This is a genomic window from Ignavibacteriota bacterium, assembly GCA_016218045.1.
Classification (GTDB): domain Bacteria; phylum Bacteroidota; class Ignavibacteria; order SZUA-365; family SZUA-365; genus JACRFB01.
In genome coordinates this window covers 94,625-121,552 of the sequence record JACRFB010000072.1, presented here as the reverse complement: position 1 = coordinate 121,552, position 26,928 = coordinate 94,625, and the positions used below count along the sequence as shown (strand labels likewise).

The 26,928-nt window shown below is 59.8% G+C and carries 21 protein-coding genes and 5 tRNA genes; all 26 read left to right on the top strand.

Annotated elements, in window-relative coordinates:
• Positions 1 to 266: 266 nt before the first annotated feature.
• The 26 genes from HY962_17640 to rplL all read left to right on the top strand — a co-directional run bounded on the left by HY962_17640 (position 267) and on the right by rplL (position 26,804).
• Positions 267 to 962: a succinate dehydrogenase cytochrome b subunit gene (locus HY962_17640; protein ID MBI5648755.1), complete on the top strand. Its 696-nt coding sequence runs from the start codon at positions 267 to 269 to the stop codon at positions 960 to 962.
• A gap of 1 nt (position 963) precedes the next feature.
• Positions 964 to 2,877, top strand: coding sequence for a fumarate reductase/succinate dehydrogenase flavoprotein subunit (locus HY962_17635; GenBank protein MBI5648754.1), 1,914 nt, complete (start codon positions 964 to 966; stop codon positions 2,875 to 2,877).
• Positions 2,877 to 3,650, top strand: coding sequence for a succinate dehydrogenase/fumarate reductase iron-sulfur subunit (locus tag HY962_17630; protein MBI5648753.1), 774 nt, complete (start codon positions 2,877 to 2,879; stop codon positions 3,648 to 3,650). The genes HY962_17635 and HY962_17630 overlap by 1 nt, the downstream gene beginning before the upstream one ends.
• 22 nt (positions 3,651 to 3,672) lie before the next feature.
• A complete protein-coding gene (locus HY962_17625) occupies positions 3,673 to 4,527 on the top strand; it encodes a hypothetical protein (GenBank protein MBI5648752.1) in 855 nt (284 codons plus the stop codon).
• Positions 4,527 to 6,794, top strand: a complete 2,268-nt coding sequence (locus HY962_17620) for a hypothetical protein (GenBank protein MBI5648751.1) — start codon at positions 4,527 to 4,529, stop codon at positions 6,792 to 6,794. Before HY962_17625 ends, HY962_17620 begins: the two co-directional genes overlap by 1 nt.
• 80 nt (positions 6,795 to 6,874) lie before the next feature.
• Positions 6,875 to 8,542: a urocanate hydratase gene (hutU, locus tag HY962_17615; protein MBI5648750.1), complete on the top strand. Its 1,668-nt coding sequence runs from the start codon at positions 6,875 to 6,877 to the stop codon at positions 8,540 to 8,542.
• A gap of 268 nt (positions 8,543 to 8,810) precedes the next feature.
• A complete protein-coding gene (locus HY962_17610; GenBank protein MBI5648749.1) occupies positions 8,811 to 12,401 on the top strand; it encodes a T9SS type A sorting domain-containing protein in 3,591 nt (1,196 codons plus the stop codon).
• A gap of 294 nt (positions 12,402 to 12,695) precedes the next feature.
• Entirely contained in the window at positions 12,696 to 15,329 is a 2,634-nt protein-coding gene (locus tag HY962_17605) for a T9SS type A sorting domain-containing protein (protein MBI5648748.1), read from the top strand.
• 241 nt (positions 15,330 to 15,570) lie between these two features.
• Complete coding sequence (locus HY962_17600) at positions 15,571 to 18,354, top strand: T9SS type A sorting domain-containing protein (GenBank protein MBI5648747.1); 2,784 nt, start codon at positions 15,571 to 15,573, stop codon at positions 18,352 to 18,354.
• A gap of 350 nt (positions 18,355 to 18,704) precedes the next feature.
• Entirely contained in the window at positions 18,705 to 19,484 is a 780-nt protein-coding gene (folP, locus tag HY962_17595) for a dihydropteroate synthase (GenBank protein ID MBI5648746.1), read from the top strand.
• Positions 19,484 to 20,308 (top strand): TIGR00159 family protein, encoded by an 825-nt coding sequence (locus tag HY962_17590; protein MBI5648745.1) that lies wholly within the window; start codon positions 19,484 to 19,486, stop codon positions 20,306 to 20,308. The genes folP and HY962_17590 overlap by 1 nt, the downstream gene beginning before the upstream one ends.
• 5 nt (positions 20,309 to 20,313) lie before the next feature.
• Entirely contained in the window at positions 20,314 to 20,955 is a 642-nt protein-coding gene (locus tag HY962_17585; protein MBI5648744.1) for a protein-L-isoaspartate(D-aspartate) O-methyltransferase, read from the top strand.
• Positions 20,956 to 21,008: 53 nt separating this feature from the next.
• A complete protein-coding gene (gene miaA / locus HY962_17580; protein ID MBI5648743.1) occupies positions 21,009 to 21,947 on the top strand; it encodes a tRNA (adenosine(37)-N6)-dimethylallyltransferase MiaA in 939 nt (312 codons plus the stop codon).
• Between the two features lie 98 nt (positions 21,948 to 22,045).
• On the top strand, positions 22,046 to 22,837 hold the full coding sequence (locus tag HY962_17575; protein ID MBI5648742.1) for an alpha/beta fold hydrolase: 792 nt from the start codon (positions 22,046 to 22,048) through the stop codon (positions 22,835 to 22,837).
• A 235-nt stretch (positions 22,838 to 23,072) separates the two neighbouring features.
• A tRNA-Thr gene (locus HY962_17570) sits at positions 23,073 to 23,145 on the top strand.
• Between the two features lie 6 nt (positions 23,146 to 23,151).
• A tRNA-Tyr gene (locus tag HY962_17565) sits at positions 23,152 to 23,234 on the top strand.
• A 35-nt stretch (positions 23,235 to 23,269) separates the two neighbouring features.
• Positions 23,270 to 23,342: transfer RNA gene (locus HY962_17560), tRNA-Gly, on the top strand.
• Between the two features lie 7 nt (positions 23,343 to 23,349).
• A tRNA-Thr gene (locus HY962_17555) sits at positions 23,350 to 23,422 on the top strand.
• Between the two features lie 33 nt (positions 23,423 to 23,455).
• A complete protein-coding gene (rpmG, locus tag HY962_17550) occupies positions 23,456 to 23,605 on the top strand; it encodes a 50S ribosomal protein L33 (protein MBI5648741.1) in 150 nt (49 codons plus the stop codon).
• Positions 23,606 to 23,618: 13 nt separating this feature from the next.
• Positions 23,619 to 23,691: transfer RNA gene (locus tag HY962_17545), tRNA-Trp, on the top strand.
• Positions 23,692 to 23,742: 51 nt separating this feature from the next.
• Positions 23,743 to 23,931 carry a preprotein translocase subunit SecE gene (gene secE / locus HY962_17540; GenBank protein ID MBI5648740.1) on the top strand — a complete coding sequence of 63 codons (189 nt, stop codon included), beginning with the start codon at positions 23,743 to 23,745 and terminating at the stop codon, positions 23,929 to 23,931.
• 79 nt (positions 23,932 to 24,010) lie between these two features.
• Entirely contained in the window at positions 24,011 to 24,538 is a 528-nt protein-coding gene (nusG, locus tag HY962_17535; GenBank protein MBI5648739.1) for a transcription termination/antitermination factor NusG, read from the top strand.
• A 20-nt stretch (positions 24,539 to 24,558) separates the two neighbouring features.
• Complete coding sequence (gene rplK / locus HY962_17530; protein MBI5648738.1) at positions 24,559 to 24,984, top strand: 50S ribosomal protein L11; 426 nt, start codon at positions 24,559 to 24,561, stop codon at positions 24,982 to 24,984.
• Positions 24,985 to 24,997: 13 nt separating this feature from the next.
• Positions 24,998 to 25,696 (top strand): 50S ribosomal protein L1, encoded by a 699-nt coding sequence (locus HY962_17525; GenBank protein ID MBI5648737.1) that lies wholly within the window; start codon positions 24,998 to 25,000, stop codon positions 25,694 to 25,696.
• A 140-nt stretch (positions 25,697 to 25,836) separates the two neighbouring features.
• Positions 25,837 to 26,367 (top strand): 50S ribosomal protein L10, encoded by a 531-nt coding sequence (locus tag HY962_17520; protein MBI5648736.1) that lies wholly within the window; start codon positions 25,837 to 25,839, stop codon positions 26,365 to 26,367.
• Between the two features lie 56 nt (positions 26,368 to 26,423).
• Positions 26,424 to 26,804 carry a 50S ribosomal protein L7/L12 gene (gene rplL / locus HY962_17515; GenBank protein ID MBI5648735.1) on the top strand — a complete coding sequence of 127 codons (381 nt, stop codon included), beginning with the start codon at positions 26,424 to 26,426 and terminating at the stop codon, positions 26,802 to 26,804.
• Positions 26,805 to 26,928: the final 124 nt, after the last annotated feature.

Genomic DNA, 26,928 nt, shown 5'->3' with positions numbered 1-26,928 from the left:
AAACTAAAGAAAATCGCCGCGTGAGTCAAAGGTGAAAATGACGGGAGCGACGCGCCTGCGCCACACAACAAAATCCGCTCGGAGACGGATTTGCCTCTGCGTGTCAGGTTTGCTACTTTCAGCGGGACACAAGCTGTTTCGCGCCTGACAGCACGTTTCACAGCATCCCACCCGCGTTTCATGCCCGCAATATCCGCGACTCGTCCCGACGCCACACACGAACGGAGCGAAACGCACGCATCATACACTTCCCCTACTAAGGTCCTATGGCTCCATTCCTGAACTACCTCAAGTCATCGATCCTGAGCAAGGTGGTGATGGCGTCCACCGGCGTGGTCCTGGTTCTCTTTCTCTTCGGACACATGCTCGGCAACACGCAGATGTACCTTGGCCAGGACAAGATGAACCATTACGCGGAGACCCTGCAGGGCCTCGGCGGCGCATTGTGGATCATCCGCGGCGTGCTCTTTCTGTGCCTGCTGCTTCATATCATCACCTCGATACGACTCAAGATCCTGAACATGAGCGCGCGTCCCGTCGCGTATCAGAAGAAGGAATGGGTGAAGGCGACGGTGTTCTCGCGCACGATGCTCTCATCAGGCGTGACGATCGCGCTGTTTGTGACCTACCACCTGATGCACTTCACGATCAAAAACACGAATCCCGCCTATGCCGCGCTCCGCGACAGTGTCGGGCGTATGGATGTGTACAGCATGGTGGTATTGGGCTACCAGAACATCGTGATTTCGCTCGTGTACATCGTGGCGATGGTTCTGCTCGGCTTCCATCTCAATCACGCCACGATGAGCGCGTTCCAGACGCTCGGCGTCAATCATCCGAAATACAACGGCATTATTCAGACCGGCAGCATCGCCCTTGCGGCGCTGATCGTGCTCGGCTTCATTTCCGTGCCGGCGGGCGTACTGCTCGGCATCATCGCGCCTGTCGCGGGAGGGATGTGACATGACACTCGACGCCAAAATTCCTTCCGGACCGCTCACGGAAAAATGGAACCGGCACCGCTTCGAAATGAAGCTGGTGAACCCCGCCAACAAGCGCAAGTTCAGCGTCATCGTCGTGGGTACGGGCCTCGCGGGCGCCTCCGCAGCCGCATCCCTCGCCGAACTCGGCTATGTGGTGGACGCGTTCTGTTATCAGGACAGTCCGCGCCGCGCGCATTCCATCGCCGCGCAGGGCGGCATCAACGCCGCGAAGAACTACCCGAACGACGGCGACAGCGTGTACCGGCTCTTCTATGACACCATCAAGGGCGGTGACTACCGCGCACGCGAAGCCAACGTGCACCGCCTGGCCGAGGTGAGCAACGCGATCATCGACCAGTGCGTGGCGCAGGGCGTGCCCTTCGCGCGCGAGTACGGCGGATATCTCGACAACCGCTCCTTCGGCGGCGCGCAGGTGTCGCGCACCTTCTACGCGCGCGGCCAGACAGGGCAGCAGCTCCTCCTCGGCGCCTATTCGGCGATGATGCGCCAGGTGGGCCTCGGCGCGGTGAAGCTGCACGCGCGCACGGAACTCCTCGATCTTGTCATCATCGACGGACACTGCCGCGGCATCGTGACGCGCGATCTCACCACAGGAAAAATCGAATCGTGGGCTGCCGACGCGGTGATCCTCGCGACGGGCGGCTACGCGAATGTGTTCTTCCTCTCGACCAACGCGATCGCCTGCAACGTCACCGCCACCTATCGCGCGTTCAGGAAGGGCGCCGCGTTCGCAAATCCCTGCTACACGCAGATACACCCGACCTGCATTCCCGTCAGCGGCGACCATCAGTCGAAACTCACACTCATGTCGGAATCGCTCCGCAATGACGGCCGCATCTGGGTGCCGAAAAACAAGGGCGAGACACGCGGACCCAACGCCATTCCCGAAGCGGACCGCGACTATTACCTCGAGCGCATGTATCCGAGCTTCGGCAACCTGTCGCCGCGCGACATCTCATCACGCGCCGCAAAACGTGTGTGCGACGAGGGCCGCGGCGTGGGCACCTCGGGCTACGGCGTGTATCTCGATTTTTCGGATTCCATCAACCGTCTCGGACAGGGCACAATCGCCGAACGTTACGGCAACCTCTTCGAGATGTACGAACGCATCACCGGCGAAAATCCCTACGACGTGCCGATGCGCATCTATCCCGCCGCGCATTATACCATGGGCGGTCTGTGGGTGGACTACAACCTCATGAGTACGATTCCCGGCTTGCATGTGCTGGGCGAGGCGAATTTCAGCGACCACGGTGCGAACCGCCTCGGCGCGAGCGCGCTGATGCAGGGCCTGGCGGACGGATACTTCGTCATCCCTTACACCATCGCGAACTACTTCGCCACGGCCAAGACCGGCAAAGTCACCACCGAACACCCCGAGTTCAAGAAGGTCGAGGCCGAAGTTGCGCAACGCACCAAAACGCTGCTCGGTCTGAAGGGCAAACGCACCGTCGCCAACATACACCGCGAGTTGGGCAAGGTGATGTGGGAGTATTGCGGCATGGGCCGGAACGCGGATGGTTTGAAAAAGGCCCTGTCGATCATCCCCTCGCTACGCGAAGAGTTCTGGAACAACGCCATCGTCGTGGGCCAGGGCGAGGAACTCAACATCGCCCTCGAACGCGCGGGCCGCGTGGCCGATTTCCTCGAGTTCGCCGAGCTCATGTGCCATGACGCACTGCACCGCAACGAATCCTGCGGCGGACACTTCCGCGAGGAATACCAGACCGAAGACGGCGAGGCGCGCCGCAACGACGACGAATACGCGTATGTCGCCGCCTGGGAATACACCGGCGTCGGTATCGAACCCGTGCTGCACAAGGAACCCCTCGTCTACGAGAACGTGCAGCTTCAGACAAGGAGTTACAAGTGATGAAACTCACCCTCCATATCTGGCGCCAGAAAAATGCGGGCGACACCGGCCGCATGGTCACGTACGACATCGACGGCATCTCCGACCATATGTCGTTTCTCGAAATGCTCGACACGCTGAACGAGAAGCTGATGCTCAACGGCGAGGATCCAGTCGCCTTCGACCACGACTGCCGCGAAGGCATTTGCGGCACATGCTCCCTGGTCGTGAACGGCGTGCCTCACGGACCGGAAAAGGCGACAACCATCTGCCAGCTTCACATGCGCAAGTTCAAGGACGGCGACGCCATCTACATCGAGCCGTTCCGCGCGCGCGCCTTCCCCGTGCTGCGTGACCTCGTGGTCGACCGCAGCGCCTTCGACCGCATCATGGCGGCCGGCGGATTTGTGTCGGCGCATACCGGCGGCGTGCCCGACGCCAACGCGATCCTCATCGGCAAGGACATGGCCGACAAGGCCATGGACTATGCCGCGTGTATCGGCTGCGGTGCCTGCGTGGCCGCGTGCAAGAACGGATCCGCCATGCTGTTTGTGGCGGCCAAGATCTCGCAGTACGCGCATGTGCCGCAGGGGCAGCCCGAGCGGAAGCGGCGCGCCCTTGCCATGGTCGCCACGATGGACGCCGAGAAATTCGGCGCCTGCACGAATCTGTATGAATGCGAGGCGGTGTGTCCGAAAGGTATTTCCGTCTCCGCCATCGCGCTCATGAATCGCGATTACCTGAAGGCGAAACTCACACACGTCGAAGCGAAGGCCGGCGGCGGAGGTATGTAGGCAGCGATCCGAGAGGCAATCCGTGCTCGCGCAATTTCATGAACTCGCCTCCGACCACACGTCGGGGGCGACGGAAATCATTCACCGCCTGCTCGCCGTCTGCGAAAGCTGCGTCATCGGCCAGGCCTACGATGTTCTGCGCGAGGGACTCGCTCTGCTCGAGCAGTCGCAGTCCAACATGCCGTCGTTCCACGCGACCCTGCATATCCTGCGCAAGGAGTTTCTTCCGCTCCTGCGGGCGGACGGCGACAACGCCGTTGCCCTTGGTTTTCTGACATCGCTCAAACAGATTCTCGATGAATCGGCGGAGGAAATCTCACGCTCGTTCCTCAGTCTCTTCCGCACCCCGGTGCGCGTGCTGACGATAAGCAGAAGCGGTACCGTGCTGCTCGCATTGCGACGTCTTTCGGAGCTGGGGCGCCTGGAGCATCTCGCGGTGCTCGAGGCGAGGCCCATGCTCGAGGGCCACAAGACACTGCGCGAATTCAACGGCATCGCCCGCGCCTCGCTGTATGTCGATGCCGCGATGGGCGAGGCGGTGACACAGAGCAATTGCGCCGTGGTCGGCGCCGACTGTGTGAGCGCCGACGGCTTCCTGCTCAACAAGACCGGCACCTTTCCGCTTGCCCTGTGCTGCCGCACCTATGAAGTGCCGCTGTACGTGCTCTGTGATTCGCTCAAGTTCTCGCCGCAGTTGCGCGAGCACATTCCGGTGGAAGAAAGTCCCGATTCCGACATTGTGACAAAGCAGAAGAAGGACACGTTCACCGTCGTGAATAAATACTTCGAGTGGACGCCCATCGATCTCGTGACAGCGTTTATCACCGAGCGCGGAATATTTACACCGGAAAAAATTTCCGGCATCGCGGGAGAGTAATGGCCAGGGTTTCCAGCGCCTCCGCGTCGCAGCGTGTCCGTCCGCAATCCCCGGGGACTGCTCCTCGCCCGAGGAACGCGGCGCTTCTCGGCGGTCTCTTTGCCGTGCCCGCCGTGGCACGCTTTGCCGCATCGTTCTTTCCTGACGAGCGCGTGTGGGGACTCAATCACGCGGCCTACCTCCCATCGTGGGCGGCGTGGGGTCTGCTGGGCATTTCGCTGCTTCTGTGCACGCCGTTTATCCTTCCGATGGCAGCCGCCGTCGGCCGACTGCTTTTCGGCGCAAAACCGCGCACGGCGGATGACGGCGCGACAGGCCTGTTCCCGCGCGCGATTCTCGCCACGCTGGGGGCGGGAGTGCTGTTCTGGGTCTTCCGCATGCACACATATTTCCTCGGCGACGGCGCGGTGTATCTCGCGGAAATCTACAGGTACATTCACGGGCTCCAGGGCTCCGACAGTGTGCTGTACTCGAAGGGATCGGCGCCGGGCACAGGATGGATCGTGGCCCAGCTTGCCCGCTTCGCATTTGATGCCGCATCGGGATCCGAATCGCCGCTCGCGAATCCGCAGTTCGCGTTTTGGACCACCGCCGCAGCGGCTGGCGCCGGCTTTGTCGTGGTGGCCTTCACCGCGGCCCGCGATTTTTTTGAAACCGCAGAAGAGCGCGCGGCGGCCTTTGTCGTGATTCTCTCCGCTCCAGGCGTTCTGTTCTTCTTCGGATACGTGGAGTATTACACGCTGCATTACGCGTCCATCGGATTGTACTTCATGCTGCTTGCGCGCGCGGCGCGCGGCGGTTCGATCGCGGCCGCGGCCGCAGCGCTCGTGCTCGCGGCGTGTTTCCATTTTATGGCCGCGGTCGCGCTGCCCTCGCTGGTGCTTGTGATCCTGGCGCGGTCAGGAAGGGGCGCCCTCGAGCGGCTCGTCACACTGAAGTCGCTGCTCGTCTTCACCGGACTTGCACTCGCCGCGGGCGCGGTGGCGTACTTCGCGCTCGGCATACACACGCACGGCAGCCGCGTGGTCCTGTCGCTGTATCCGTTCGGCAAAGAGGGCGCGGTGCAATCATACACACTGCTCTCGTCGTGGCACCTGATCGACGCCGTGAACTACGCCTGGCTGCTCGCCGCGCCGCTGTGTTTCGCCGTCGCGTTTCTGACCGGCCGCGAGAACTTCCGCGCGCCGGACGTTCTTGCCGCGCTGGCGAACGTGATCTTCATGAGCTTCCTGGCCTTCTTCGGCAATATGGGTTTCGGCATGGCCCGCGACTGGGACATCAACGCGGGGCTCGGCCTCGCCTGCGTGTTCCTCGTCCTGACGCTTGCCCGCCGGACGCCGGCCGACCGGCGCCGCGCCGTGCTCGTGTATGCGGCGGCGGGTTCCTTCGCGGCCGTGCTGCCGTGGTTGTGGGTGAACATCTCCGTTCCCTCCTCGGTGGCGCGCGCAAAGGCCGTGCTGGCGCTCGACGACACACATGTGGCGGGCGACTACGCCCTGAACGGGTACGAGCACATGCTCAAGTATTTCCATTCCACGGGTGATGTCGCGAATGCGATCTGGGCGGTGAAGAAAAAAATCGAGATGGTCGGATATCCCGAGGACTACAAGGAACTCGCACTGCGCACGATCAAGGACGCGGCCGTGGCCGACAAGCGGGGCAACTACGACTGGCTTTTCGACCGCACCGCGGAGAAAATCACGGCGATGCAGGCGGCCGGTGTCGACTCCACATACGCAGGCCGGCTCGACGAGTACATCGAGCTTGCGGGCGAGAGTATACTCCAATGCCGCAGTCTCCCGCCGCAGTGGGGATTCGACGACGCCTATGTCGAAGGGCAGTACAGCCGCTTTGCGGCGATGCTGCCGGCCTCCCCGGTCCTCGCCCTCGTGCGCGCGCAGCTCGAAGCGGCACGCACGGGCGTCATCGCCGACGCCGACGCGTTTCTGCGCGGCGCACGGGCGCTGCGCAGCAGCCCCACACTCGCGGCCTATGCGGGAATCGGACTCGCAAGTCTGAATCTCCACGCGCCGGCCCGCGACGCGCTTCTCCTTGCCGTGCGGCTCGATACGGCCTTCACATTGCCGTACCTGTACCTTGCCGAATCCGAGCAGCGCCTCGGTGCCGCCTATCGCAACGACGCGATAGCACATGTGCAGCGTTTCCTTGCCACACCCGATGGCTGGCGCGTCTTCGGATCCTCCGCCCAACGCGATGCGCTCACCCGTCAGGGCCAGGCCTTGCTGCAGCAACTCTCCACTCCCTGACTCCACATCATCCTGTCCATTCTCACGCCTTCACCCCTTTACCCCTTTACGCCTTTACGCCTTCACACGGAAACACCATCATGGACCGCACCGACCCCATCCACGCACCACACGGATCAACCCTGACCTGCAAGGGCTGGCAGCAGGAAGCCGCCCTCCGCATGCTGATGAACAACCTCGATCCTGATGTGGCGGAACATCCTGAGCAGCTCATCGTGTACGGCGGCATCGGACGCGCGGCGAGGAATTGGGACGCGTACGACGCCATCGTCCGCGAACTGCGATCACTCGATAACGACGAGACGCTGCTTGTGCAGTCCGGCAAACCCGTGGGCCGCTTCCGGACGCACACCGACGCGCCGCGCGTCATCATCGCCAATTCGAATCTTGTCCCGAAGTGGGCGACCTGGGAGGAGTTCCGCCGCCTCGATGCACTCGGACTCATCATGTACGGACAGATGACGGCGGGATCGTGGATCTATATCGGCACGCAGGGAATACTGCAGGGTACATACGAGACCTTCGCATCGGTCGCGACAAAACACTTCGACGGCGACCTCGCGGGCAAGTGGATCCTCACTGCGGGACTCGGCGGCATGGGTGGCGCGCAGCCGCTGGCAGCAACGATGAACGGCGCGGTGTGCCTCTGCGTCGAAATAGATCCGTCGCGAATACAGAAGCGGCTCGACACAAAGTATCTCGACGTCTGGGCCAGGGATCTCGACGAAGCCGTCACCATCGTGCGGGACGCAGTGTCGAAACGGACGCCGCTCTCCGTCGCCGTGCTCGGCAATGCGGCCGAAATTTTCCCCGCCCTGCTGGAACGAGGGATGGTGCCCGACGTGCTTACAGATCAGACATCCGCGCACGACATGCTGAACGGATACGTGCCGATGGGCATGACCTATGATGACGCGCGCGCGCTCAGATCGGAGAATCCGGAGCTGTATATCCGTAAATCGAAGGAGACGGTCGTCGCGCATGTTCGCGCGATGCTCGCACTGCAGAAGGCGGGTGCGGTGACCTTCGATTACGGCAACAACATCCGCGGCGAGGCGCTCGCGAACGGACTCGCGAACGCCTTCGACTTCCCGGGCTTCGTGCCCGCGTACATCCGTCCGCTCTTCTGCGACGGCAAGGGACCATTCCGCTGGGCCGCTCTCTCCGGTGATCCGGCCGACATCCATCGCACCGACCGCGCGGTGATCGAGACTTTTCCCGACGACGTACAGCTCGTACGCTGGATAGAGAAGGCCCAGAGGCAGGTTGCATTCCAAGGCCTTCCGGCGCGTATCTGCTGGCTGGGCTACGGCGCGCGCGCGAAGATGGGACGTGTCTTCAACGATCTCGTCAGAAGGGGAGAAGTGAGTGCGCCCATCGTCATCGGCCGTGATCATCTCGACTGCGGATCCGTGGCATCCCCGAACCGCGAAACCGAAGCCATGCTCGACGGCAGCGACGCCATCGCCGACTGGCCCATCCTCAATGCGATGCTCAACTGCATAGGAGGCGCCACCTGGGTTTCGTTCCATCACGGCGGCGGCGTGGGCATGGGGTACAGTCTCCATGCTGGCATGGTGGTGGTAGCCGATGGTACGGAGGCCGCTGACCGCCGACTCGAACGCGTGCTTACCTATGATCCGGGCATGGGAATCATCCGGCATGCGGATGCAGGATACGAGCGCGCGATTGAAAATGCCCGTGAGTGGGGCGTGGCTGTTCCGATGCGCGACACGGTGGCAAAATAATTTAATGCGCCGTAAAAGGGGCGAATACACACGTTTTCGCCCTTTCCGCACATCGAGTATTTCTCCGAATTCCGCTTGCAAGTCTTTCGCACATCTCGTAGATTCCCCGTACTAGATCGTATTGTCACGCCCGTTCCGGACTGCCTCACGTATTTCGACGATCGTTTGACTGCTTTTTCACAGGCAGATATTCGGCATTGATCTTTCCGACGATTCCGATACCACATTACTCATCACCATTTCTCACAACTCAAAGGAGCTGCTCGCCATGAGGAAACGCTACGCGATCTCAGCGCTGGCCGCTGTGCTCTTCCTGATCATTGGCATGGTCTCCGCGCATGCGCAGACAACTGTCACGGTCGGAACGGGTACCTCGACGCAGGCGTACCCGATCGACACGTATTGGATGAACTGCGCGGACGAGACGATCTACACCAATTCCGACCTCACGGGCGGAGGATGGTCTGCCGCTGCTGGTTATTACATCTCCAACGTGCGCTGGTACATCGGCACGTCTTCGTCGTATTACGGCGGGACGTTAAAGATTTATCTTGAGAATACTTCCGCCACATCTCTGTCGTCCGGCAACTGGACTCCGACAGGGACGCTGGTGTGGTCAGGTAACCTGCCCTCACTCGGCACTACCGGATGGCTGAATTTCACGCTGCCTTCTTCGTTCTACTATAGCGGCGGCAATCTCCTCGTGCGCGCTGTCCGTGAAGACAACACGTACTACTATCCGTATGCCTATTTCCGCTACTCGAGCACAGGCACAACGCTGCACCGCGCTGCCGCGCAGGACGGATCGATGCCGACATATCTCTATTCGGACTACAGCAGGCCGAATATCCAGCTTGTCTTCCAGACGACGGGTCCGCCCGCCATCACCGTGACGTCATCGCCGCAGGGTTGCGCCACCACAGCGAATCAGACCGTGGTCGCCACGCTCTTCTCGCCTGTCGGCATCAGTGCCTCGGCGATCTGGTACAAGAAGAATTCCGGCAGTTGGACGTATTCCACTCCGACCTCGGTTGTTGGTACCACGTACACCTATACAATCAACCACGCCAATGTCGGTGGTGTTGCTGCGGGTGATCAGATCTCCTGGTACATCGGCGCCGCTGATGCAAACGGAACCCCGATTGTTGCGACTTATCCAGCGGGCGGCAGTGGCAACAGCCCCGCTCCAGGTTCGACTCCTCCGGCGACGGTCATGAAATACACCGTGCCCGGCAGTCTGCCGTACTCGGAAAACTTCGATCTCGGCCAGGGCGCCTGGACATTCGGCGGCTCGCAGGTTGGTGATTGGCGCGTTGGTGTTCCCGGCGGCGCGATCGGACCGACAGCGCTTTCCACGCCCAACGCACTTCTGTGTCAGAAAACACCTTCCTATGTCTATTCCGATGGCGCACAGTCGTGGGCGCAGTTCCCTCCGCTCAATTTTACGGGCCTCGTACAGGACCCCGTGCTGGTACTCAATCACAAGTATCAGACCGAAGGCTCGTATGACGGCGGTCGCGTGGAGTATTCCACGAACGGCGGTGTAACCTGGACCACACTCGGAACGGTGGCCTCGCCGAATGGCGTGAACTGGTACGACGCGGGAAGCGTGTACTCGTCCAACGGCCAGCCCGTATGGGTCGGAACCTACACCACGAGTTGGAAGCGCTCGGTGCACACCCTTACTGGTCTTGCAGGCCAGGCGTGTGTGCTTCTCCGCTTCTATTTCTGCAGCGACGGCTCCGTGTATTACGCGGGCTGGGGAATCGACGACGTTGCCGTCGGAAACTTCCCGCAGAAGGACATCGAAGTTGTGTCCGCGAACGTCAGCTATGCGACGGATCGCTGGGCGCAGGTGATCAATCAGTCGCATCCGGTGTCTGCAGTGGTTCGCACGAACGGCTGGGAAACTCCGCCGACGTCGATCACCCTTACCTATAAGGTCGGCTCCATGCCTGCTTCCGCCGCTGACGGCGTGTCGCAGACCTTCACCCCGACCTGGGCGGGCGGCCAGTACACCGCCAACTTCGCGACACCGTTCACACCGACCGCACTCGGCCCGGTGGTGGTGTACGTGAAGGCATTCTACACAGGTGACATGGCTGCCGGCAACGACTCCAAGGCATACACGATGAACGTGCAGCCGGTGGACGTCTACGGCTTCGAGGACTTCGAAGGTCTGAACAACGCGAACAACCCGAACGGCTTCCGCACGGGTTGGACAAGCATCAACAACGGCGGTCCGAACCCGTGGCTGATCTCTACGTGGGATAGGCCTTTCATCGCCGCCTGGGCAACTTATTTGAACACCGCGAACGATGTCAATCCCGATGATTACATGATCAGCCCGCCGGCGCTGCTTCAGGCCGGTTCAAGCTACCGCGTGCGCTTCAAATACCGTGGCCAGGTTGGCAATACAAACATCCGCCTTCTTTACGGCAAGACCGCAAATCCGGCACAGATGACCGTGCTCCACACGTGGAGCGTGCCGGTCTCGGCTACATGGACTGATGCCATCGGCCCGATAGGCGGAGTGGCGCCGTTTTTCAACACGGATCCGGCGGGTGCATCCAATTATTATCTCGCATGGCACATCTACGCGCCCATCACCAATGGTGGCGGTATCGGAATCGATGACATCATCCTCGATGTCAACCCGACTCCTCCGCCGAAAATTGGCTACGGCCTGCCTGGCACACCGAACGGCCAGCATGTCGACAACCCGGCAATTCCGCTGCAGGTCCTCGCGATCTACAAGAAGCCGGGCAAGATCGTGAAGACGTACGAAGTGGTCAGCACGACCTACAACTACGGTGCACCGGGCGACTTCCTCTGGGATGTCACAACATCGACGTCGTGGCTTAAAGTGACGAAGTCCATCGCGAATCCGACGCAGTATCTTGCGACGAATCCGTTCAACCCGGCACGTCCGCGTCAGCTCCAGACCTTCTCCCTTGAAGTGGATCCGACCAACCTTCTGCCCGGCACCTACACCGGCCAGCTCCTTATGTATGGGTCGTTGTACAACTCGCAGTATCCCGCGGGCATCAAGGCCACCAACGAAGTGTATCCTGTCACAGTGCAGCTCACCGTCATGGATGCCGGCTCCGGCGTTCCCGGCGCCGCGGGCAGCCTGCGCGCATGCCAGACGAACCTCACCGTTCGTCCGCAGCCGTACCTCTTCCTCGATCCGAAGACCAACCTTCCGTTCGCGGCAGTGACGGTTACTTCGGGCGCCATCCCCAGCATGTGCATCGAGGCCTTCCCGGGTATGCTCCCGGCGGGCATCGCGCGCTATCGCTACGTCGACCGCTACTTCAACGTCACCGCGGGCGGCACGGGTTGGACAGCCGATATCGACTGGTACTACACCGATACGGAAGCCGCCATGGGCGGTGTGACTGCTCCTGCGAAGCTCCGCAACATCCGCCAGCTCGTTTCCGGCGGTTCGTGGCAGGATCCGACCTCGGGCATAACCTCGACATCCTTCCCGAACATGTACTATGTGAAGGGCGCCGGGTACAATCCGACCAACATCGCGGGCAACCATTGCCTCGCGCACAACTGGGTACCGAAGCAGGGCGCCGACATGCCTGTCGCATTTGCTCTCGGCCAGAACTATCCGAACCCGTTCAATCCGACCACCAAGATCGACTTCTCCGTGGCTGAAGAGTCACACGTGAAGCTGACTGTGTACAACAGTCTTGGCGACGAAGTGGCCGTGCTCGTGAACGAAACCATGCAGGCAGGCGCATACAGCGTGCCGTTCGACGCTTCGGCGCTCCCGAGCGGCAGCTACATGTACCGCCTCACGGCCGATTCCTTCTCCGACACGAAGCGGATGCTTCTCGCGAAGTAAACGCCCCGCGTTCCAACACAAGGCCCGCCTTTCGGCGGGCCTTTTTTATTTCCCGCGGACCTTGCGCTCAACACTCCCGTTTTGTACTTTCCTCGTACAAATCTGCTCGTATTTCCATTTCCTTCGCGTTTCAACAGTGCGTCTCCCGCTCCTGCCGGGCGGGATGTTGTTTCCGCTTGTGATGTGACCCGTTCATCTCAGCACACTTGCTGCGGAACGGCTGCACGCGGGCGCGCGTTTCCGACTTTCGACTTTAGCGTCTCATTCCACACTCATCCACCTACAGGAGGGTTTATGATGAAGCTTGGTACACGGTCACTCAAACGCTCGTTGCTCTTTGCGATGTTGCTTGTTCCGCTCCTCGCGGGTGGCGCATTCGGAGCAACGTATTTTACTGAGGGTTTTGAAGGCAGTTGGACGACAAACGCACCTCCGGGGTGGTCGTACACGAATTCAAACTCCTACTGGGAGCGTGCAACCGGTGCATACATGTATTATACCGGCCAGACGATTCTTCCGAAAAGCGGTTCATACATGGCGTTTTATAACGCGTGGATCTATTCATCGGGATACAACGCCCTGATGATGTCACCCAACATCAACATCAGCGCGTCGACTCAGCCGCGTCTTACGTTCTGGGCGATCAGAGATCAGTACACTTATTCAGGATATCTCCAAGTGCGGATATCCAGCGATGGAGGTGCAAGCTGGGCAGTTCTCGCCACGATCAGCTCCGGTTCGGCTGCACTCGTGCAGTATGGTATCAGCATTCCCACGGCATACAAGACCGCGAATTTTAAAGTTGCGTTTTACGGCTACAGCGATTGGTACAACAACCTCGCCATTGACGACGTCGTGGTTGACGACGGGGCGCCGATCCTCAATTATTGCGCGGCAACGGGCAGTAGCGCCTGTTGTATGGGCATCGGCAACGTGACGTTTAACACGATCAACAACACGAGCGGTTATGCCATGCCGCAGTATTCGAACTACACCGCTCTCTCAACGACTGTCATCGTGGGTCAGACGTATAATCTGTCGGTCACCGCGTCGGGTCCGAATCCGCAGTACGGTATGGCGTGGTTCGATTGGAATCAGAACGGCAGCTTCGCGGACGCCGGCGAATCGTATGCACTCGGATATTTCAACATCTCGCAGACGCTTGTTGTCCCCATTTCCATCCCCGCCACTGCAGCTACGGGTCCGACACGCATGCGCATACGAACGGAATGGTACAACTACGGATATCCCCCGGCCTGCGGCACGGTCAGCTACGGCGAGTGTGAAGACTACACCGTCAATGTGCTGCCGGGCAGCAATACCATCAACGCGACGCCCGCGTCATTGACCTTCTCGGCGGAACACACAGCGCCATTGCCCGCCTCGCAGAATATCAACGTCTCCACCTCGCCGACGTCGTTTGCATGGACCGGAAGCACCATTCAGTCGCCTGTGTTCATGAGTATCAGCCCGACATCCGGGACGGGTGTTGGCACGGTTGCGACCTCGATCACGACCACAACGATTACACCGGGCACATACAACGGAACCGTGCGCTTCTCCTCTGCCATCTCCGGCAACAAAGATGTGCCTGTGACCTACGATCTGATCCCGCGTGTCGCCATCGCACCCGCGACCGACCCCGTCCTGATCAAGGTCGGCTGCACTACCGGTGGCACATATAACAAACAAGTCATGATCAACAACAGCGGCGGCAATTTCGGCGGCGGCGTCTTGAACTGGACGGCGACCTCGATGAGTCCAGACGTGACTGTCGCGACGCCGTCAGGATCACAGGGTCAAAACCTCTCATTCTCCGTGAACACCAACGGCATGACAAGCGGCAACACGTACTTCCGCACGATTCAGATGACCGGTGTGAACAGCGTAACCGGTATCCCCGCGTCGAATTCGCCGTACATGCTCACGATCAAGATCGAGGTAGAGCCGGCGGGTAATGTGCAGCAGTCGAAGACGGTGAACACCACATGGACCGCCTTCACGAATTCGAGCGGTCAGGTTGTTGCGGAACTCATGAGCTCTGTCACCATCCCCTCGCTTACTCTCAACGTCACCACGTGCACGATGCCGCAGGGCTTCTCGCGCCTCCGCTACGTACGCCGCTACTTCAGTATGTCGACCTCGGCTTCGGTGTCGAATCTCTCGGCGAGATTCTACTACAACGCGGGCGAGCTGTATCCGATGGTCACGAACCAGGCCGCACTCGCGGTGTGGCAGCAGATGGTGCTCAACGGCGCCTGGACATACCGCGGCGGCACAAGCTATCCGAACAGCTATTACGTCGAAGTGAGCGGACTTACCTCGCTGGCGGGCGTGTTCTCGATGGCGCAGCCCTGGTTCCCGAAGAATGTCGCCCTGTCGGCCACGGCAATGTACGACCGTGTTTCACGGAATGCAGTGCTGCAGTGGTCGTCGCGCGGCCTCGGCGCGGACGAGTGGGTGATTGAACGCACAACCGATGCAAATCTCGACGAAGCATCCTGGCAGTATGCCGGAGCGACCATGTCGAGCGCCAACGGTCAGTGCGCGTTTGTCGACAAGCTCTCGAACGACGGCACGTATTACTATCGCCTGATTTCCGTCGACAGCGAAGGCAACGACATCGTGTCTCAGCCGATCACACTCGTCGCAGCCTCGACACCCGAGGTGTTCGCACTCGAGCAGAACTACCCGAATCCATTCAATCCGACAACATCGATCCGTTTTGCCGTGCCGCAGACCGTACACGTGCGCCTGAAAGTGTACGACATGTTGTGGCGTGAAGTCACGACACTCGTCGACGAAGTCAAGCAGGCCGGTTCGTACAACGTGTCGTTTGATGCCACGACGATCCCGAGTGGCGCGTACTTCTACCGTCTCGATGCGGGCACATTTACCGACACCAAACGGATGAACGTGTCCAAATAATCGTGGAGCAGCACGAAGCTGCGGAGGCGCCCTGCGTGTGCAGGGCGCCTTCGCGCTTGATATCTGCTGCACACGCGTCATCCGCGCTCGGCCGCAGGATGCCGGATCTTCACGCGGATAACGGTGTTTCGTGTCCTCTTTTGCTTGACTTTCCCCCCATGAATAAGTAGCTTCCATGCATTACTCCCGCATATCTCGGAACGATAGTTCCATCTCTTTTTCCTTACCTCAGGAGGGTTTCATGAAACCAGTTCGACTGTTTCTCTTGCTCCTCGCACTGAGTACTGCCGCGGTGGCGCCACTCGCTGCGCAGACCGGCGGACCAGGCACACCGCCGTGGGAGTACTGGAGAACCACGCCGGTTCCCATCAACGACCTTATGACGGCGCAAAGCTCCATCGATATTCCCGACATGTTCAGCGTCATGGATTTGCAGGTCATGGTGGACATCGACCACGCGAACACCGCCGATCTGCGCATCGTGCTTGTGACTCCATCCGGTTCCTATATTCTTTCGCAGTTCAATGGCGGCTCCTACGACGACTACTCAAACACAGTCTTCGACATGACCTCCACGCCGTTCCCGTGCACAACGGCACCCGCCGCGACGGACGCCATCCCCGGCATCCCTGTCGCAGGCGTACCAACCGCGCGGTTCCACGGCGTCTATCAGCCCGAGCAGCGTTTCACCACCGGTGTGAATGTCATCGCCACGGGCACCTGGACGATCCAGGTCTATGATGCGGTCGGCAACGGCATCACGGGCGTGCTCGAGCAGTGGGGCCTTATTTTTAACCGCTATGGCAAGTACAAGGACGTGCGCTGGGGCTGGGATATCAATTTCCTCCTCAATTGCGGTACCGTGACCATGCCACGTTATCCGGTTCCTTTCGTCGACGATGTGACTGCGTATGCGCCCGGCGCGTGGTTCCCGTACAGCATACACGGCTGGCGTCCGCAGAACAGGCAGCTCCGCTACCTCTGGGCAATTCAGAATTCGAAACTGCAGTCCGATACAAAGTTCAACATCACGCAGAAGCTGCCCAACGGCACCGTGAACGGGCAGTCATCTTTTGATTACAACCTCGCGCCGAACCGCTATAACATGAGCGGCACATGGCCGACCGGCGAGCAGACTGGTATGTTGAATCTGGCCAGCGCGATATATCAGCGCGGCGACCTTTTCATGACACGCGACGACAATTACGTCACTCTTGAAACACAGATCACACCTGGTACCCTCGCGTACGACAACGGCGAGTCGACGAACAAGTACAACATCCCGCAGAGCGAATGCGATATGAGTGTGTACACGATCGCGGCCGAGCAGAAGCTTACGAGCATCGACATCTGGCACAGCACGGATGTGGAGCTCGAGCCCGCGGGATCGCCTGCACGCATCCTCGTTGCGGTCACGGGCACAACCGGGGGCATTCCCAACAACACCGCTCTTGCGGTTGCCGGTAATGGTATCGATCCGCTTCCGGAGCAGGGTGGCAAGTGGGTGACGTATGCGTTCAACACGCCGGTTACACTCCCCGCAGGCACGTATGCGTTCGGAATCTGCACCGCCGTGGCGCCGACAATCGGCGGCGTCGGAATGGGTGTCACGCAGGAAGGCAGCCCCTTCGATCCGGAAGGCGGTTTCAGCAAACTCTCCGGTTTCGGTGCGGAATTTTTCTCGCCGAACGGAGGATTGAACTGGTATCCCGAGGACTTCCGCTACTTCAGCGTGAAGATGATCCGTCCCAATTTCATTCTCGGTTCCGATGTCGGTGTGAAAAAGATCGAGATGCTCTCGAGCTTCAAGCCGCGCGTCACCTTCGGCTCCTACGCGCATCACCCGAATCTGCCGAACCTGATCACCATCGGCAAGGTGTACATCATCCGTAATTCGACGGGACAGACTGTCGGCTTCTCCGAACGCCGCGTCTACCTCCAGAACGCCCCGTACACTGCCACAGTCGACTTCGACGATTTCCCCGGACTCGCCGCCGGTGCCTATACGGTGAAGGTTGTGATCGAGCGTTCGGACGATGAGAACCTGACGAACAACATCTACATGCGGACGTACAACAAGACATTCGCGCCTGTGATCGTCCTGCACAACGGCACCATTGCTCCGGACCTTCGCGACCGCATTACAGCGTCGTTCGAAGCGACCGGCAACACCGTGGAATTTGCTCCAGTCGCGAGCGGACTGCCTTCCTCGGGCCGCGTCCTGTGGATCGGCGGCATGTCGCAGACCGAAGCCGCAAGCGCCCGCGCGTTTGCATCGATCGACGGCAACGAGTTCATGGTTCTTCCGAACAATGCGTACAGCGGTGACGTGCTCACGTCCGTGTATTCCGCAGTTGCGACACCGAACGAACTCGACGCGGTGAATCGCGCGTACGTGCAGCAGCAGACCTTCACGCAGCCCGCGTATCAGCTCAGTGAAGAAGTGGCGCGGCTCGCCGAGAATCCGGCGTCCCTCGCCATGGGTAAAACTCAGCAGGAAATCGACGAGAACGCGCGTAATATCGGGGCGGCATTTGATGACCTGAAGGTGCGTCTCGCGGCGATTTCCGCTCTCCCGAAGGCCGACATCAGCAACCGTCCGCTCTCGTTCGCCACGTCGAAAGACATCAGTGTCGAAGCAGCGCGCATCAACGACATCTCCATCGTGTCGATTGTTCCGCGCAAGTCGCTTGCTCCGCGTCCTGTCGTGGAGAGGATCAGCACTCCGAGCGAGTTCGAACTCACACAGAACTATCCGAATCCGTTCAATCCGACCACAAACATTGCATACAATCTCCCGAAGGATGCGCAGGTCACCATCCGCGTGATGGATCTGCTCGGTCGTGAGATCGCGACACTCGCGCAGGGCACACAAAAGGCCGGCGTGTACAATGTGACCTGGGACGGCATGACAACCGCCCGCGAATCCGTCGCAAGCGGCATCTATCTCTACCGCTTCGACGCGGCTCCGGCTGATGGCACGGCTCCGTTCAGTGCCACCAAGCGTATGGTGCTCGCGCGCTGATTCTCGTAGCTCTCGTATTTCTTCACACGGCCCGCATCTCGCGGGCCGTTTTTTTTCTCCCTCGTCACACATCGCACATCACACGTCACACGTCACACGTTTTCACGTGACCAAATGCAAGGTAGCAATGTGGACAAGTGGAAGGTAGCACGGTGGCCACGTGGAAAGTCGCGAGGCGGGAAGGTAGAAAAATGTAAGCTCTGTGTCGCCCGCCCCTCTCCCAACTCTCTCTTCCCTACTCCTCCGTCCCTCGTCCCCCGTCCCCCGTCCCCCTTCCCCCGCTGGATTCTCCCCGAAAATTTCCATAATCTTGAAAGATGATTTCATCTTCCTCCAACCGCTGCCTTCTTATGGGAATCGTGAACGTCACACCGGATTCATTTTCGGATGGCGGCCGCCTTCAGAGTGTTGAATCCGCGGTGGAACACGGGCTGTTGTTGGCAGAGGACGGCGCGGATGTGCTGGATGTCGGAGGGGAGTCCACACGGCCTGGCGCGCAGGATGTGTCGGTCGACGAGGAATTGCGACGGGTTATTCCTGTCGTGGAAGGACTGTCGCGCCACTCCGACGTTCCGATCTCCGTCGATACACGCAAGGCTGTCGTTGCCGACGAGGCGACACGTGCGGGTGCGCGGATCATCAACGACGTCAGCGCTCTCCGCTACGACCGGCGCATGGTTGATGTAGTCGCTGCACGCGGTACGGCTCTCGTGCTCATGCACATGAAGGGCGAACCCGGAACGATGCAGGACGATCCGCGGTACGCCGATGTCGTATCAGAAGTTGAGGCCTTTTTTCGCGATCGGCTCGCCGTCTGCGCCGAAGCGGGCATTACGGATGTCTGGCTCGATCCCGGCATCGGCTTCGGAAAGCGGCTCGAGGACAACCTCGCGCTGCTGCGGAATATCGAACGTCTTGCCGCCATCGGCCGACCCATTCTTGTAGGAACCTCGCGAAAACGCTTCCTCGGTGCCATCACCGGGCGCGAGGTAGGCGAACGCCTCCCAGGTACTATCGCGAGCTGTCTTGTGGCGCGAAGAAACGGCGCACGCATGCTGCGGGTGCACGATGTACGCGCTGTGCGCGATGCACTTCTTGTCGAAGACGCATTACTCGCAGAGGCCGCCTGATGCTGTTCAGACTCTGGTTCCTCGAAGTGCAGTGGACGGATGTGCTCGACATCCTCGCCGTCACCTTCGTGTTCTACCGCCTGTACCGCGCGATGCGCGGAACCATCGCGGTGCAGATATTCCTCGGTCTGCTCGTTATCATCGCGGGTTCCTTCGTGGCCCGGGCGCTGAATCTGCAGGCGATATCGTGGATATTGCGCACCATCACCGATCTCTGGGTCATCGCCTTCATCATCCTTTTCCAGCCCGAATTGCGGCGCCTGCTGCTGATGGTGGGGCAGGGGAGAATGATGTCGCGATTGTTCCGATACAGTCTGGGCGAAACCATCGACGAGGTCGTGGAAGCGTGCGAGGAGATGTCGCAGCGACAGATCGGCGCCCTTATCGTGCTCACGCGCACCACCGGCATACGCATGATCATCGAAACAGGCGTGCCGCTCCGCGCAGAGCTGAGCAAGCAGCTCCTGCTCTCGATCTTCAATCCCAAGGCCCCGCTGCACGACGGCGCGGTGGTTGTGACCGGGCGACTCGTGGAAGCCGCGCGTTGCACGCTGCCGCTCACCGCCACGCTGCACATCGACGGCTTTATCATGGGTATGCGCCATCGTTCGGCCGTGGGGATCAGCGAGCAGGCGGATGTAGTTGCCATTGTCGTGTCGGAGGAAACCGGCATCATCTCGCTGGCTCACGACGGGCGTCTCGTGCGCCGGCTGTCGCCGCAGGAACTGCGCGAGTCGCTGCGACGGCATCTGAACGTGGTGGATCGCGCGTCGTATGCCGACGGCGAGGCCGATACAACCGAGACGCTGCTCGACAGGGATTAATCGAGATGGCATTCAGCAGAAGGTTCGACGAGGAAAGAGCGGAGCTCGTGCGTGCTCTCGCGGGAAGAGGAATATCGGATCCGAAGGTCCTGAAAGCCATCGGCGACGTGCCGCGGCACCTTTTTGTGGGTGAATTGTGGCAGACGCGCGCGTACGAGGACAGCGCCCTCCCGATCGCCTGCAATCAGACGATTTCCCAGCCCTTCACCGTCGCCTTCATGACACAACTGCTCGAGATCCGCGCCGGCGACAAAGTGCTCGAAATCGGAACCGGCAGCGGCTATCAGGCGGCAGTCCTGGCCGCAATGGGCGCCCGCGTGTTTACCATCGAGAGGCATTTTGACCTTCTGGAGGACGCGCGCAGACTGTTTGATTCCATGCGCTATTCGATCGCCTCCAAGACGGGTGACGGCACTGTCGGGTGGAGCGAATTCGCGCCGTACAACAAGATCATCGTCACGGCAGGCGCGCCCGATGTGCCGCCGTCACTTGTCAAACAGCTCGCCGACGGTGGAATCCTCGTAGTGCCGGTAGGTGACCAGTCGACACAAACCATGGTGCGCGTGGAGAAGAGGGGAGACAAGGTCTCCGCGCAGCAATACCAGGGCTTCAAGTTTGTTCCCCTGCTCGGCAAGGAAGGATGGTGACGGGATTGCCGCCCGAAGACCTCCCGGCGCCGGTGGCGCCCCGAGCGCATCCCGTGCTCGTCATCGCGGGCCCCACCGCCTCCGGTAAAACGACCGTGGCCCTGGCATGCGCGGAGATTCTGGGTGGGGAGATCATCTGTGCCGATTCGCGGCAAGTGTATGAAGGACTCGCCATTGCCACGGCGAAACCATCGCCGGAAGAAGTGGCCCGCGTGCCGCACCATCTGCTGGGCTGCGTCCCCATTTCGCACACATACACGGCGGGTGCGTTTTTCCGCGATGCCCACGAGGCGATAGCGGAGATCACTGCGCGCGGGAGAATCCCCGTCGTTGCCGGTGGTACCGGATTGTACATTCGTGTCCTGCTAAACGGCATATTCGACGACGATGAAGCCGCGAGCAAGGCGGAGCGCGAAAAGCTCGAAAGTGAATTGCGGGAAAAAGGTCCGCTTCTCCTCTATCAGGAATTGCAGCGCCTCGATCCGGACGGAGCCCCATCCGTACCTATGACGAATCATCCGCGTCTCGTGCGCGCGCTGGCAGTGTGCCGTGCCACCGGCCGTCCATACTCCCAAGTGCGACGCGAAATGATGCAGGCACCCGGGATAGCGCCCTTTCAGTGCGGGATACGGTGGGAACGCAGCATACTCTACGCGCGCATCGACCAGCGTGTCGATTCGATGATCGCGGCGGGGCTGGTGGAAGAAGTGCGCGCGGCTCTCGGCAGCGGCGCCGATCCGGCCTGGACGGTGATGAACGCTGTAGGTATCGCCGAGGTTGTCGCGTACCTCTCGGGAGAGAGCAGCCGCGAGCGCATGATCGAACTGATCAAACAGCACACGCGGAATTTTGCGAAACGCCAGGGCACATGGTATCGGAGGGAAGCAGAAATGCGCTGGTACGACGCGGCGCATGATGCGGAGCTGCCGGCCCTTGCCGGGAAAATCGTTGCGGAATTTCGTGCCTTTTGTTCCAGTGCCCGCCTCCCGTGAGTCGATGGAGGCGGAGGGGACTGCTGACCTTCGGTCCCTGTGTTCAAAGTGCGGGATTGGGTATATTTCCTGACTAGGAACATTCAGGAGATAGATCCATGCGCGTTTCTCTTATTCTGGCCGCGCTTTGCGCGGTGTGTTTTACCAATTGCGAGTCGGGTACGCCGAAAAACGGCGAAGGCAAGGATCTGGCCCGTTTGGAGTCGGTGCGCGCGGAGGCGAAGATTCCGCCAAGGCAAAAAGCGGTTGAAACAGTGACCTTCACAAGCGCCGACGGCGTGGTACTCGAGGGCAGTTGGTTTGCACCGACGTCAGACGCGGCGCCGGCTGTACTGTGCCTGCATCAGTGGAGAAGCGACCGGTCGAAGTATGCGTCCTTCGCGGCCCAACTGCAGAAGGAAGGATACGCGGTGTTGACGCTTGATCTGCGCGGTCACGGCGGTTCGAATGCAAAAAGTGACGGCAGCGTCGTCGCGCCTGATCGCGTGGCACTTCCCGACGTCAAAGCCGCCCTCGCCTTCCTCCGTGCGCAAAAGACCGTTGATCCTTCTCGCATTGGGATTGTCGGCGCATCATACAGCAGTTCCAACGCCCTGCTTGCCGCGGCCGACGACGCCGGAGTGAAGACGCTGCTGCTGTTGAGTCCCGGCATGAACTACTTCAACGTTCTGCCTATTGAAGCCGCAGTGAAAAAATATACGGGGTCGATGCTTGCCGTGGCCAGCGCGAAGGATGTGCGTTCCGCCGATGCCGTAAAAAAAATCAGCACGCTCGCGCCCTCAAAATCCACAGCGCAAATGTATGACGATGCAGGCCACGGCACCGATATGTTCGACGCCAAGGTGGGACTCGAACGTGTGCTCATCACTTTTCTCGGCACACATCTGTGAAGCGGCGGGTGCACGACCTGGTGGCACGAATCAGCCAGGATAATGCACCCCAATCATCCTGACGGGTGTTGTATCATGGCGTAAAAAAAACCGCCGCCCGTCGCGGAACCGCTAAAATCAGCCCTTTTGAGAGGGTGACGCCCCGGGGCTTGAATTTTTTTCTTTCATAAGTTTGACTTTCCAAGTTTTTACGATATATTAGCGGTCCTGGCCCCTATTTTTGGGGAAAGCGCCTGCTGGCGTAGCTCAGTTGGTAGAGCAGCTGACTTGTAATCAGCAGGTCACCAGTTCGAATCTGGTCGCCAGCTCCCGTTGCAGAGGTACCGAAGTGGCCAACCGGGACAGACTGTAAATCTGTTGACTAATGTCTTCGAAGGTTCGAATCCTTCCCTCTGCACTAGCCCCGGCCCACCGGCGGGGTTTTCCCCACCCGCGGGAGTAACTCAGTTGGTAGAGTCACAGCCTTCCAAGCTGTTGGTCGCGGGTTCGAGTCCCGTCTCCCGCTCACCATCGCTCACGTAGCTCAGTAGGTAGAGCACTTCCTTGGTAAGGAAGAGGTCACCGGTTCAATCCCGGTCGTGAGCTCAAGAAAAGCAAGAACCCTGGAGGTAGACACCCATGCGCGACATCATCACCCTCGAATGCACCGAATGTAAACGGCGCAATTACACGACGACGAAGAACAAACGCAAGCACTCGGGCCGCATCGAGCACAAGAAGTACTGCCCGTGGTGCAACAAGCATGTGACGCACAAGGAGACGAAATAATCGTCTCGCTTTTACGTGAGTAGCTCAACTGGCAGAGCAGCGGTCTCCAAAACCGCAGGTTGGGGGTTCGAGTCCCTCCTCACGTGCGACCCCCCGGGCAACGAGCCAGTGATCCACCCTCAGGAACGGCTGCAGTCATGAAAGAAAAAATAATCGCGTTCGTCAACGACGTCATCAAGGAAATGAAAAAAGTCACGTGGCCGACGCGTGACGAGCTGAAGGAATCGACCATGGTTGTCCTTGTGGCCACGATTGTCTTCGCGATCTTCGTTTCCGGTGTCGACTGGCTCCTTACGACCATTTTTAATCTCCTGCTTGGCGCCTGAGTCAGGACAGACACCCATGACCCACACCGAGGATATGACGGATCCGGGCACGACCGGCGAAGTTCCGCAGACCGAGCACATGCGCTGGTATGCGATCCGCTCGTATTCCGGTCACGAGAAAAAAGTAAAGGCGTACATCGAGCACGAAGTGCGCATGCGCGGTCTCGAAGACAAAATCGCCTATGTGGTTGTGCCTGAAGAAAAAGTGTACGAGATGCGCGACGGCAAGAAGCGCACCAAGACGCGCAATTTCTATCCGGGCTATGTGCTGATCCAGTGCGTGCTCGACACGCAGACCAAACACCTCATCCTCGAGGCGCCATCGGTCATTTCCTTTGTCGGTCCGAAAAACACCCCTGTTCCTCTCCGCAAGGAGGAGGTCGAGAGGATTCGCGGACGGATGGAGGAGAAGAAGGACGTCGAGACACCCGAGATGCAGTTCCGCGTCGGTGATCCCGTCAAGGTGATCAGCGGCCCGTTCAATACGTTTAGCGGCTTCGTGCAGGAAGTAAATCAGGAGAAGCAGAAGCTGAAAGTCATGGTGTCGATCTTCGGCCGTAAAACGCCCGTCGAACTCGATTTCAATCAAGTGGAATTCGATACATAATTCTGTAGAGGCTCACCCGTATGGCGAAGAAAATCGTCGGATATATCAAACTCCAGATCCCCGCAGGGGCAGCGAATCCAGCGCCTCCCGTGGGTCCCGCGCTCGGTCAGAAGGGCGTCAACATCATGGAGTTCTGCAAGCAGTTCAACGCGCGCACGCAGGACAAGGCCGGTCTGATCATCCCGGTCGTCATCACCGTCTTCGGCGACAAGTCGTTCAGCTTCATCACAAAGACGCCGCCCGCCGCGACGTTGCTCATCCGTGCCGCGAAGCTCGAGAAGGGCTCGGCGGAACCGAACCGCAACAAGGTCGGCAAGGTCACGATGGAGCAGGTCCGCGAGATCGCCGAACTGAAAATGCCCGATTTGAACGCGCACACCGTGGACGCCGCGGTCCGCATGGTTGCCGGCACCGCCCGCAGCATGGGCCTCACGGTCGAAGGATAGAGGAGATTTTCTGATGCCACTGACCAAACGAATGAAAACGCTGGCTCCGCTCGTCGAGAAGACGAAGGAGTACACGATCACCGAGGGCGTCGAGCTTCTGAAGAAGACGGCCAAGGCGAAATTCAACGAATCCGTCGATATCGCCGTGCGACTCGGTGTCGATCCGAAAAAATCGGACCAGATGGTCCGCGGTACCGCGTCGCTGCCGCATGGTATCGGCAAGGACGTGCGTGTGCTCGTGCTGACCAAGTCCGGCAAGGAACAGGAAGCCAAGGACGCGGGCGCCGAACACGTTGGTTTTGACGAGTACATTCAGCGCATCCAGGAAGGCTGGACCGACGTCGACGTCGTGATCGCCACGCCGGATGTCATGGGTGAAGTCGGAAAGCTCGGAAAGATTCTTGGAACGCGCGGTCTCATGCCGAACCCGAAGTCGGGTACGGTGACGAACGACGTGGGCCAGGCCGTGAAGGAAGTCAAGGCCGGAAAAATTTCGTTCCGCGTCGAAAAGGGCGGAATCGTGCACGCGATGGTCGGAAAGGCCTCGTTTGACGCCGACAAGCTCGTCGACAACATCAAGTCGTTCATCTCCACACTGAACCGTCTGAAGCCGACCGCGGCGAAGGGCATATACATCAAGGGTGTGACGATCTCCAGCACCATGGGCCCCGGCATCCGCATCGACAAGCTCGAAGCCGCAGGCCTGCATTAAATCGACAGCGACAGATAGAACACGTTTCGATACAGAATTACGCACCTGGCCTACATCCGGCCGACTACGCACTCAATGCTTCTACATTGTGCACACCCGGTAAATCCCGAGGGTAATCCCATCCCGTTTTCGAGGAACGCATGAATAAACAGCAGAAAGCCGACATCATCAAGGACGCGACCGAACGCCTGTCGCGCGCCAACGGCTTGTACCTCGTGAACTTCTCGGGTATGACGGTGTTTCAGGCGAACAACCTGCGCCGCGAGTTTTTCAAGCTCGAGGCGGATTACATCGTCATCAAAAACACCTTGCTCAAGCGAGCCCTGCAGGAAATCGGAGGATACGACGACGTATACCCGTATCTCGTCCAGCAGACCGGCTTGGTGGTCTCGTACAACGACCCCGTCGCTCCCGCGCGTATTCTGGAAAAGTTCAACAAGGACAATGCCCAGAAACCGGCGGTCAAGGTGTGCGTCATCGAGAAACAGGTCTTTGACGGCTCGCGCCTCAGCGAGATCGCAGCGCTGCCGTCGCGCAACGACCTGATCGCAGGCATCATGGGAGCGCTCAACGCGCCGGCCCAGGGTATCGTCGGCGCAATCAACGCCGTTATGAGCGATATCGTGTATGCGATTGACGCAATCGAGAAGAAGAAATCACAAGCTGCGTGACGTACATCCGACTTTTGAACAATCTCAATTTTCAGTCCCTGTGAGGAGATACAACAATGTCAGTTATTGACGAAATCGTCGAAAAAATCGAGAAACTTACGCTTCTTGAAGCTTCCGAGCTCAAGAAGGCACTCGAAGACAAGTTCGGCGTTACCGCCTCCGCTCCGATGATGATGGCGGGCCCGATGCCCGGCGCCGCTGCCCCGGCAGCCGAAGTGGAAGAGAAGACCGAGTTCAATGTGGAGCTCACCGCTGCAGGCACGAACAAGATCAACGTGATCAAGGTTGTGCGCGCGGCGACGAGCCTTGGACTCAAGGAAGCCAAAGACCTCGTGGACGGTGCACCGAGCGTCGTGAAGGAAGCCCTTCCGAAGGCCGATGCCGAGAAGCTGAAAAAGGAACTCGAGGACGCCGGCGCGACCGTCGTTCTGAAGTAAGGTGCATCCAACAGCGTCAGGTTCGATCATTCCGCATTCTCGATCGGGTCGACACGCTCACGGAGCATCGACATCTCTCTGCGACAAGTTCGGGTCGGCGTAAGCGTCGGCCCGATCTTGTCGT

Excerpts from the sequence above, each read along its gene's own strand:
- HY962_17575 (MBI5648742.1), top strand. The coding sequence starts at position 22,046 with ATGCGCGTTTCTCTTATTCTGGCCGCGCTTTGCGCGGTGTGTTTTACC.
- HY962_17520 (MBI5648736.1), top strand. The coding sequence starts at position 25,837 with ATGAATAAACAGCAGAAAGCCGACATCATCAAGGACGCGACCGAACGC.
- HY962_17590 (MBI5648745.1), top strand. The coding sequence starts at position 19,484 with ATGCTGTTCAGACTCTGGTTCCTCGAAGTGCAGTGGACGGATGTGCTC.
- rplL (MBI5648735.1), top strand. The coding sequence starts at position 26,424 with ATGTCAGTTATTGACGAAATCGTCGAAAAAATCGAGAAACTTACGCTT.
- HY962_17635 (MBI5648754.1), top strand. The coding sequence starts at position 964 with ATGACACTCGACGCCAAAATTCCTTCCGGACCGCTCACGGAAAAATGG.
- nusG (MBI5648739.1), top strand. The coding sequence starts at position 24,011 with ATGCGCTGGTATGCGATCCGCTCGTATTCCGGTCACGAGAAAAAAGTA.
- HY962_17610 (MBI5648749.1), top strand. The coding sequence starts at position 8,811 with ATGAGGAAACGCTACGCGATCTCAGCGCTGGCCGCTGTGCTCTTCCTG.
- HY962_17605 (MBI5648748.1), top strand. The coding sequence starts at position 12,696 with ATGATGAAGCTTGGTACACGGTCACTCAAACGCTCGTTGCTCTTTGCG.
- folP (MBI5648746.1), top strand. The coding sequence starts at position 18,705 with ATGGGAATCGTGAACGTCACACCGGATTCATTTTCGGATGGCGGCCGC.
- rpmG (MBI5648741.1), top strand. The coding sequence starts at position 23,456 with ATGCGCGACATCATCACCCTCGAATGCACCGAATGTAAACGGCGCAAT.
- HY962_17620 (MBI5648751.1), top strand. The coding sequence starts at position 4,527 with ATGGCCAGGGTTTCCAGCGCCTCCGCGTCGCAGCGTGTCCGTCCGCAA.
- HY962_17630 (MBI5648753.1), top strand. The coding sequence starts at position 2,877 with ATGAAACTCACCCTCCATATCTGGCGCCAGAAAAATGCGGGCGACACC.
- HY962_17525 (MBI5648737.1), top strand. The coding sequence starts at position 24,998 with ATGCCACTGACCAAACGAATGAAAACGCTGGCTCCGCTCGTCGAGAAG.
- HY962_17585 (MBI5648744.1), top strand. The coding sequence starts at position 20,314 with ATGGCATTCAGCAGAAGGTTCGACGAGGAAAGAGCGGAGCTCGTGCGT.
- rplK (MBI5648738.1), top strand. The coding sequence starts at position 24,559 with ATGGCGAAGAAAATCGTCGGATATATCAAACTCCAGATCCCCGCAGGG.
- secE (MBI5648740.1), top strand. The coding sequence starts at position 23,743 with ATGAAAGAAAAAATAATCGCGTTCGTCAACGACGTCATCAAGGAAATG.
- hutU (MBI5648750.1), top strand. The coding sequence starts at position 6,875 with ATGGACCGCACCGACCCCATCCACGCACCACACGGATCAACCCTGACC.
- HY962_17600 (MBI5648747.1), top strand. The coding sequence starts at position 15,571 with ATGAAACCAGTTCGACTGTTTCTCTTGCTCCTCGCACTGAGTACTGCC.
- HY962_17640 (MBI5648755.1), top strand. The coding sequence starts at position 267 with ATGGCTCCATTCCTGAACTACCTCAAGTCATCGATCCTGAGCAAGGTG.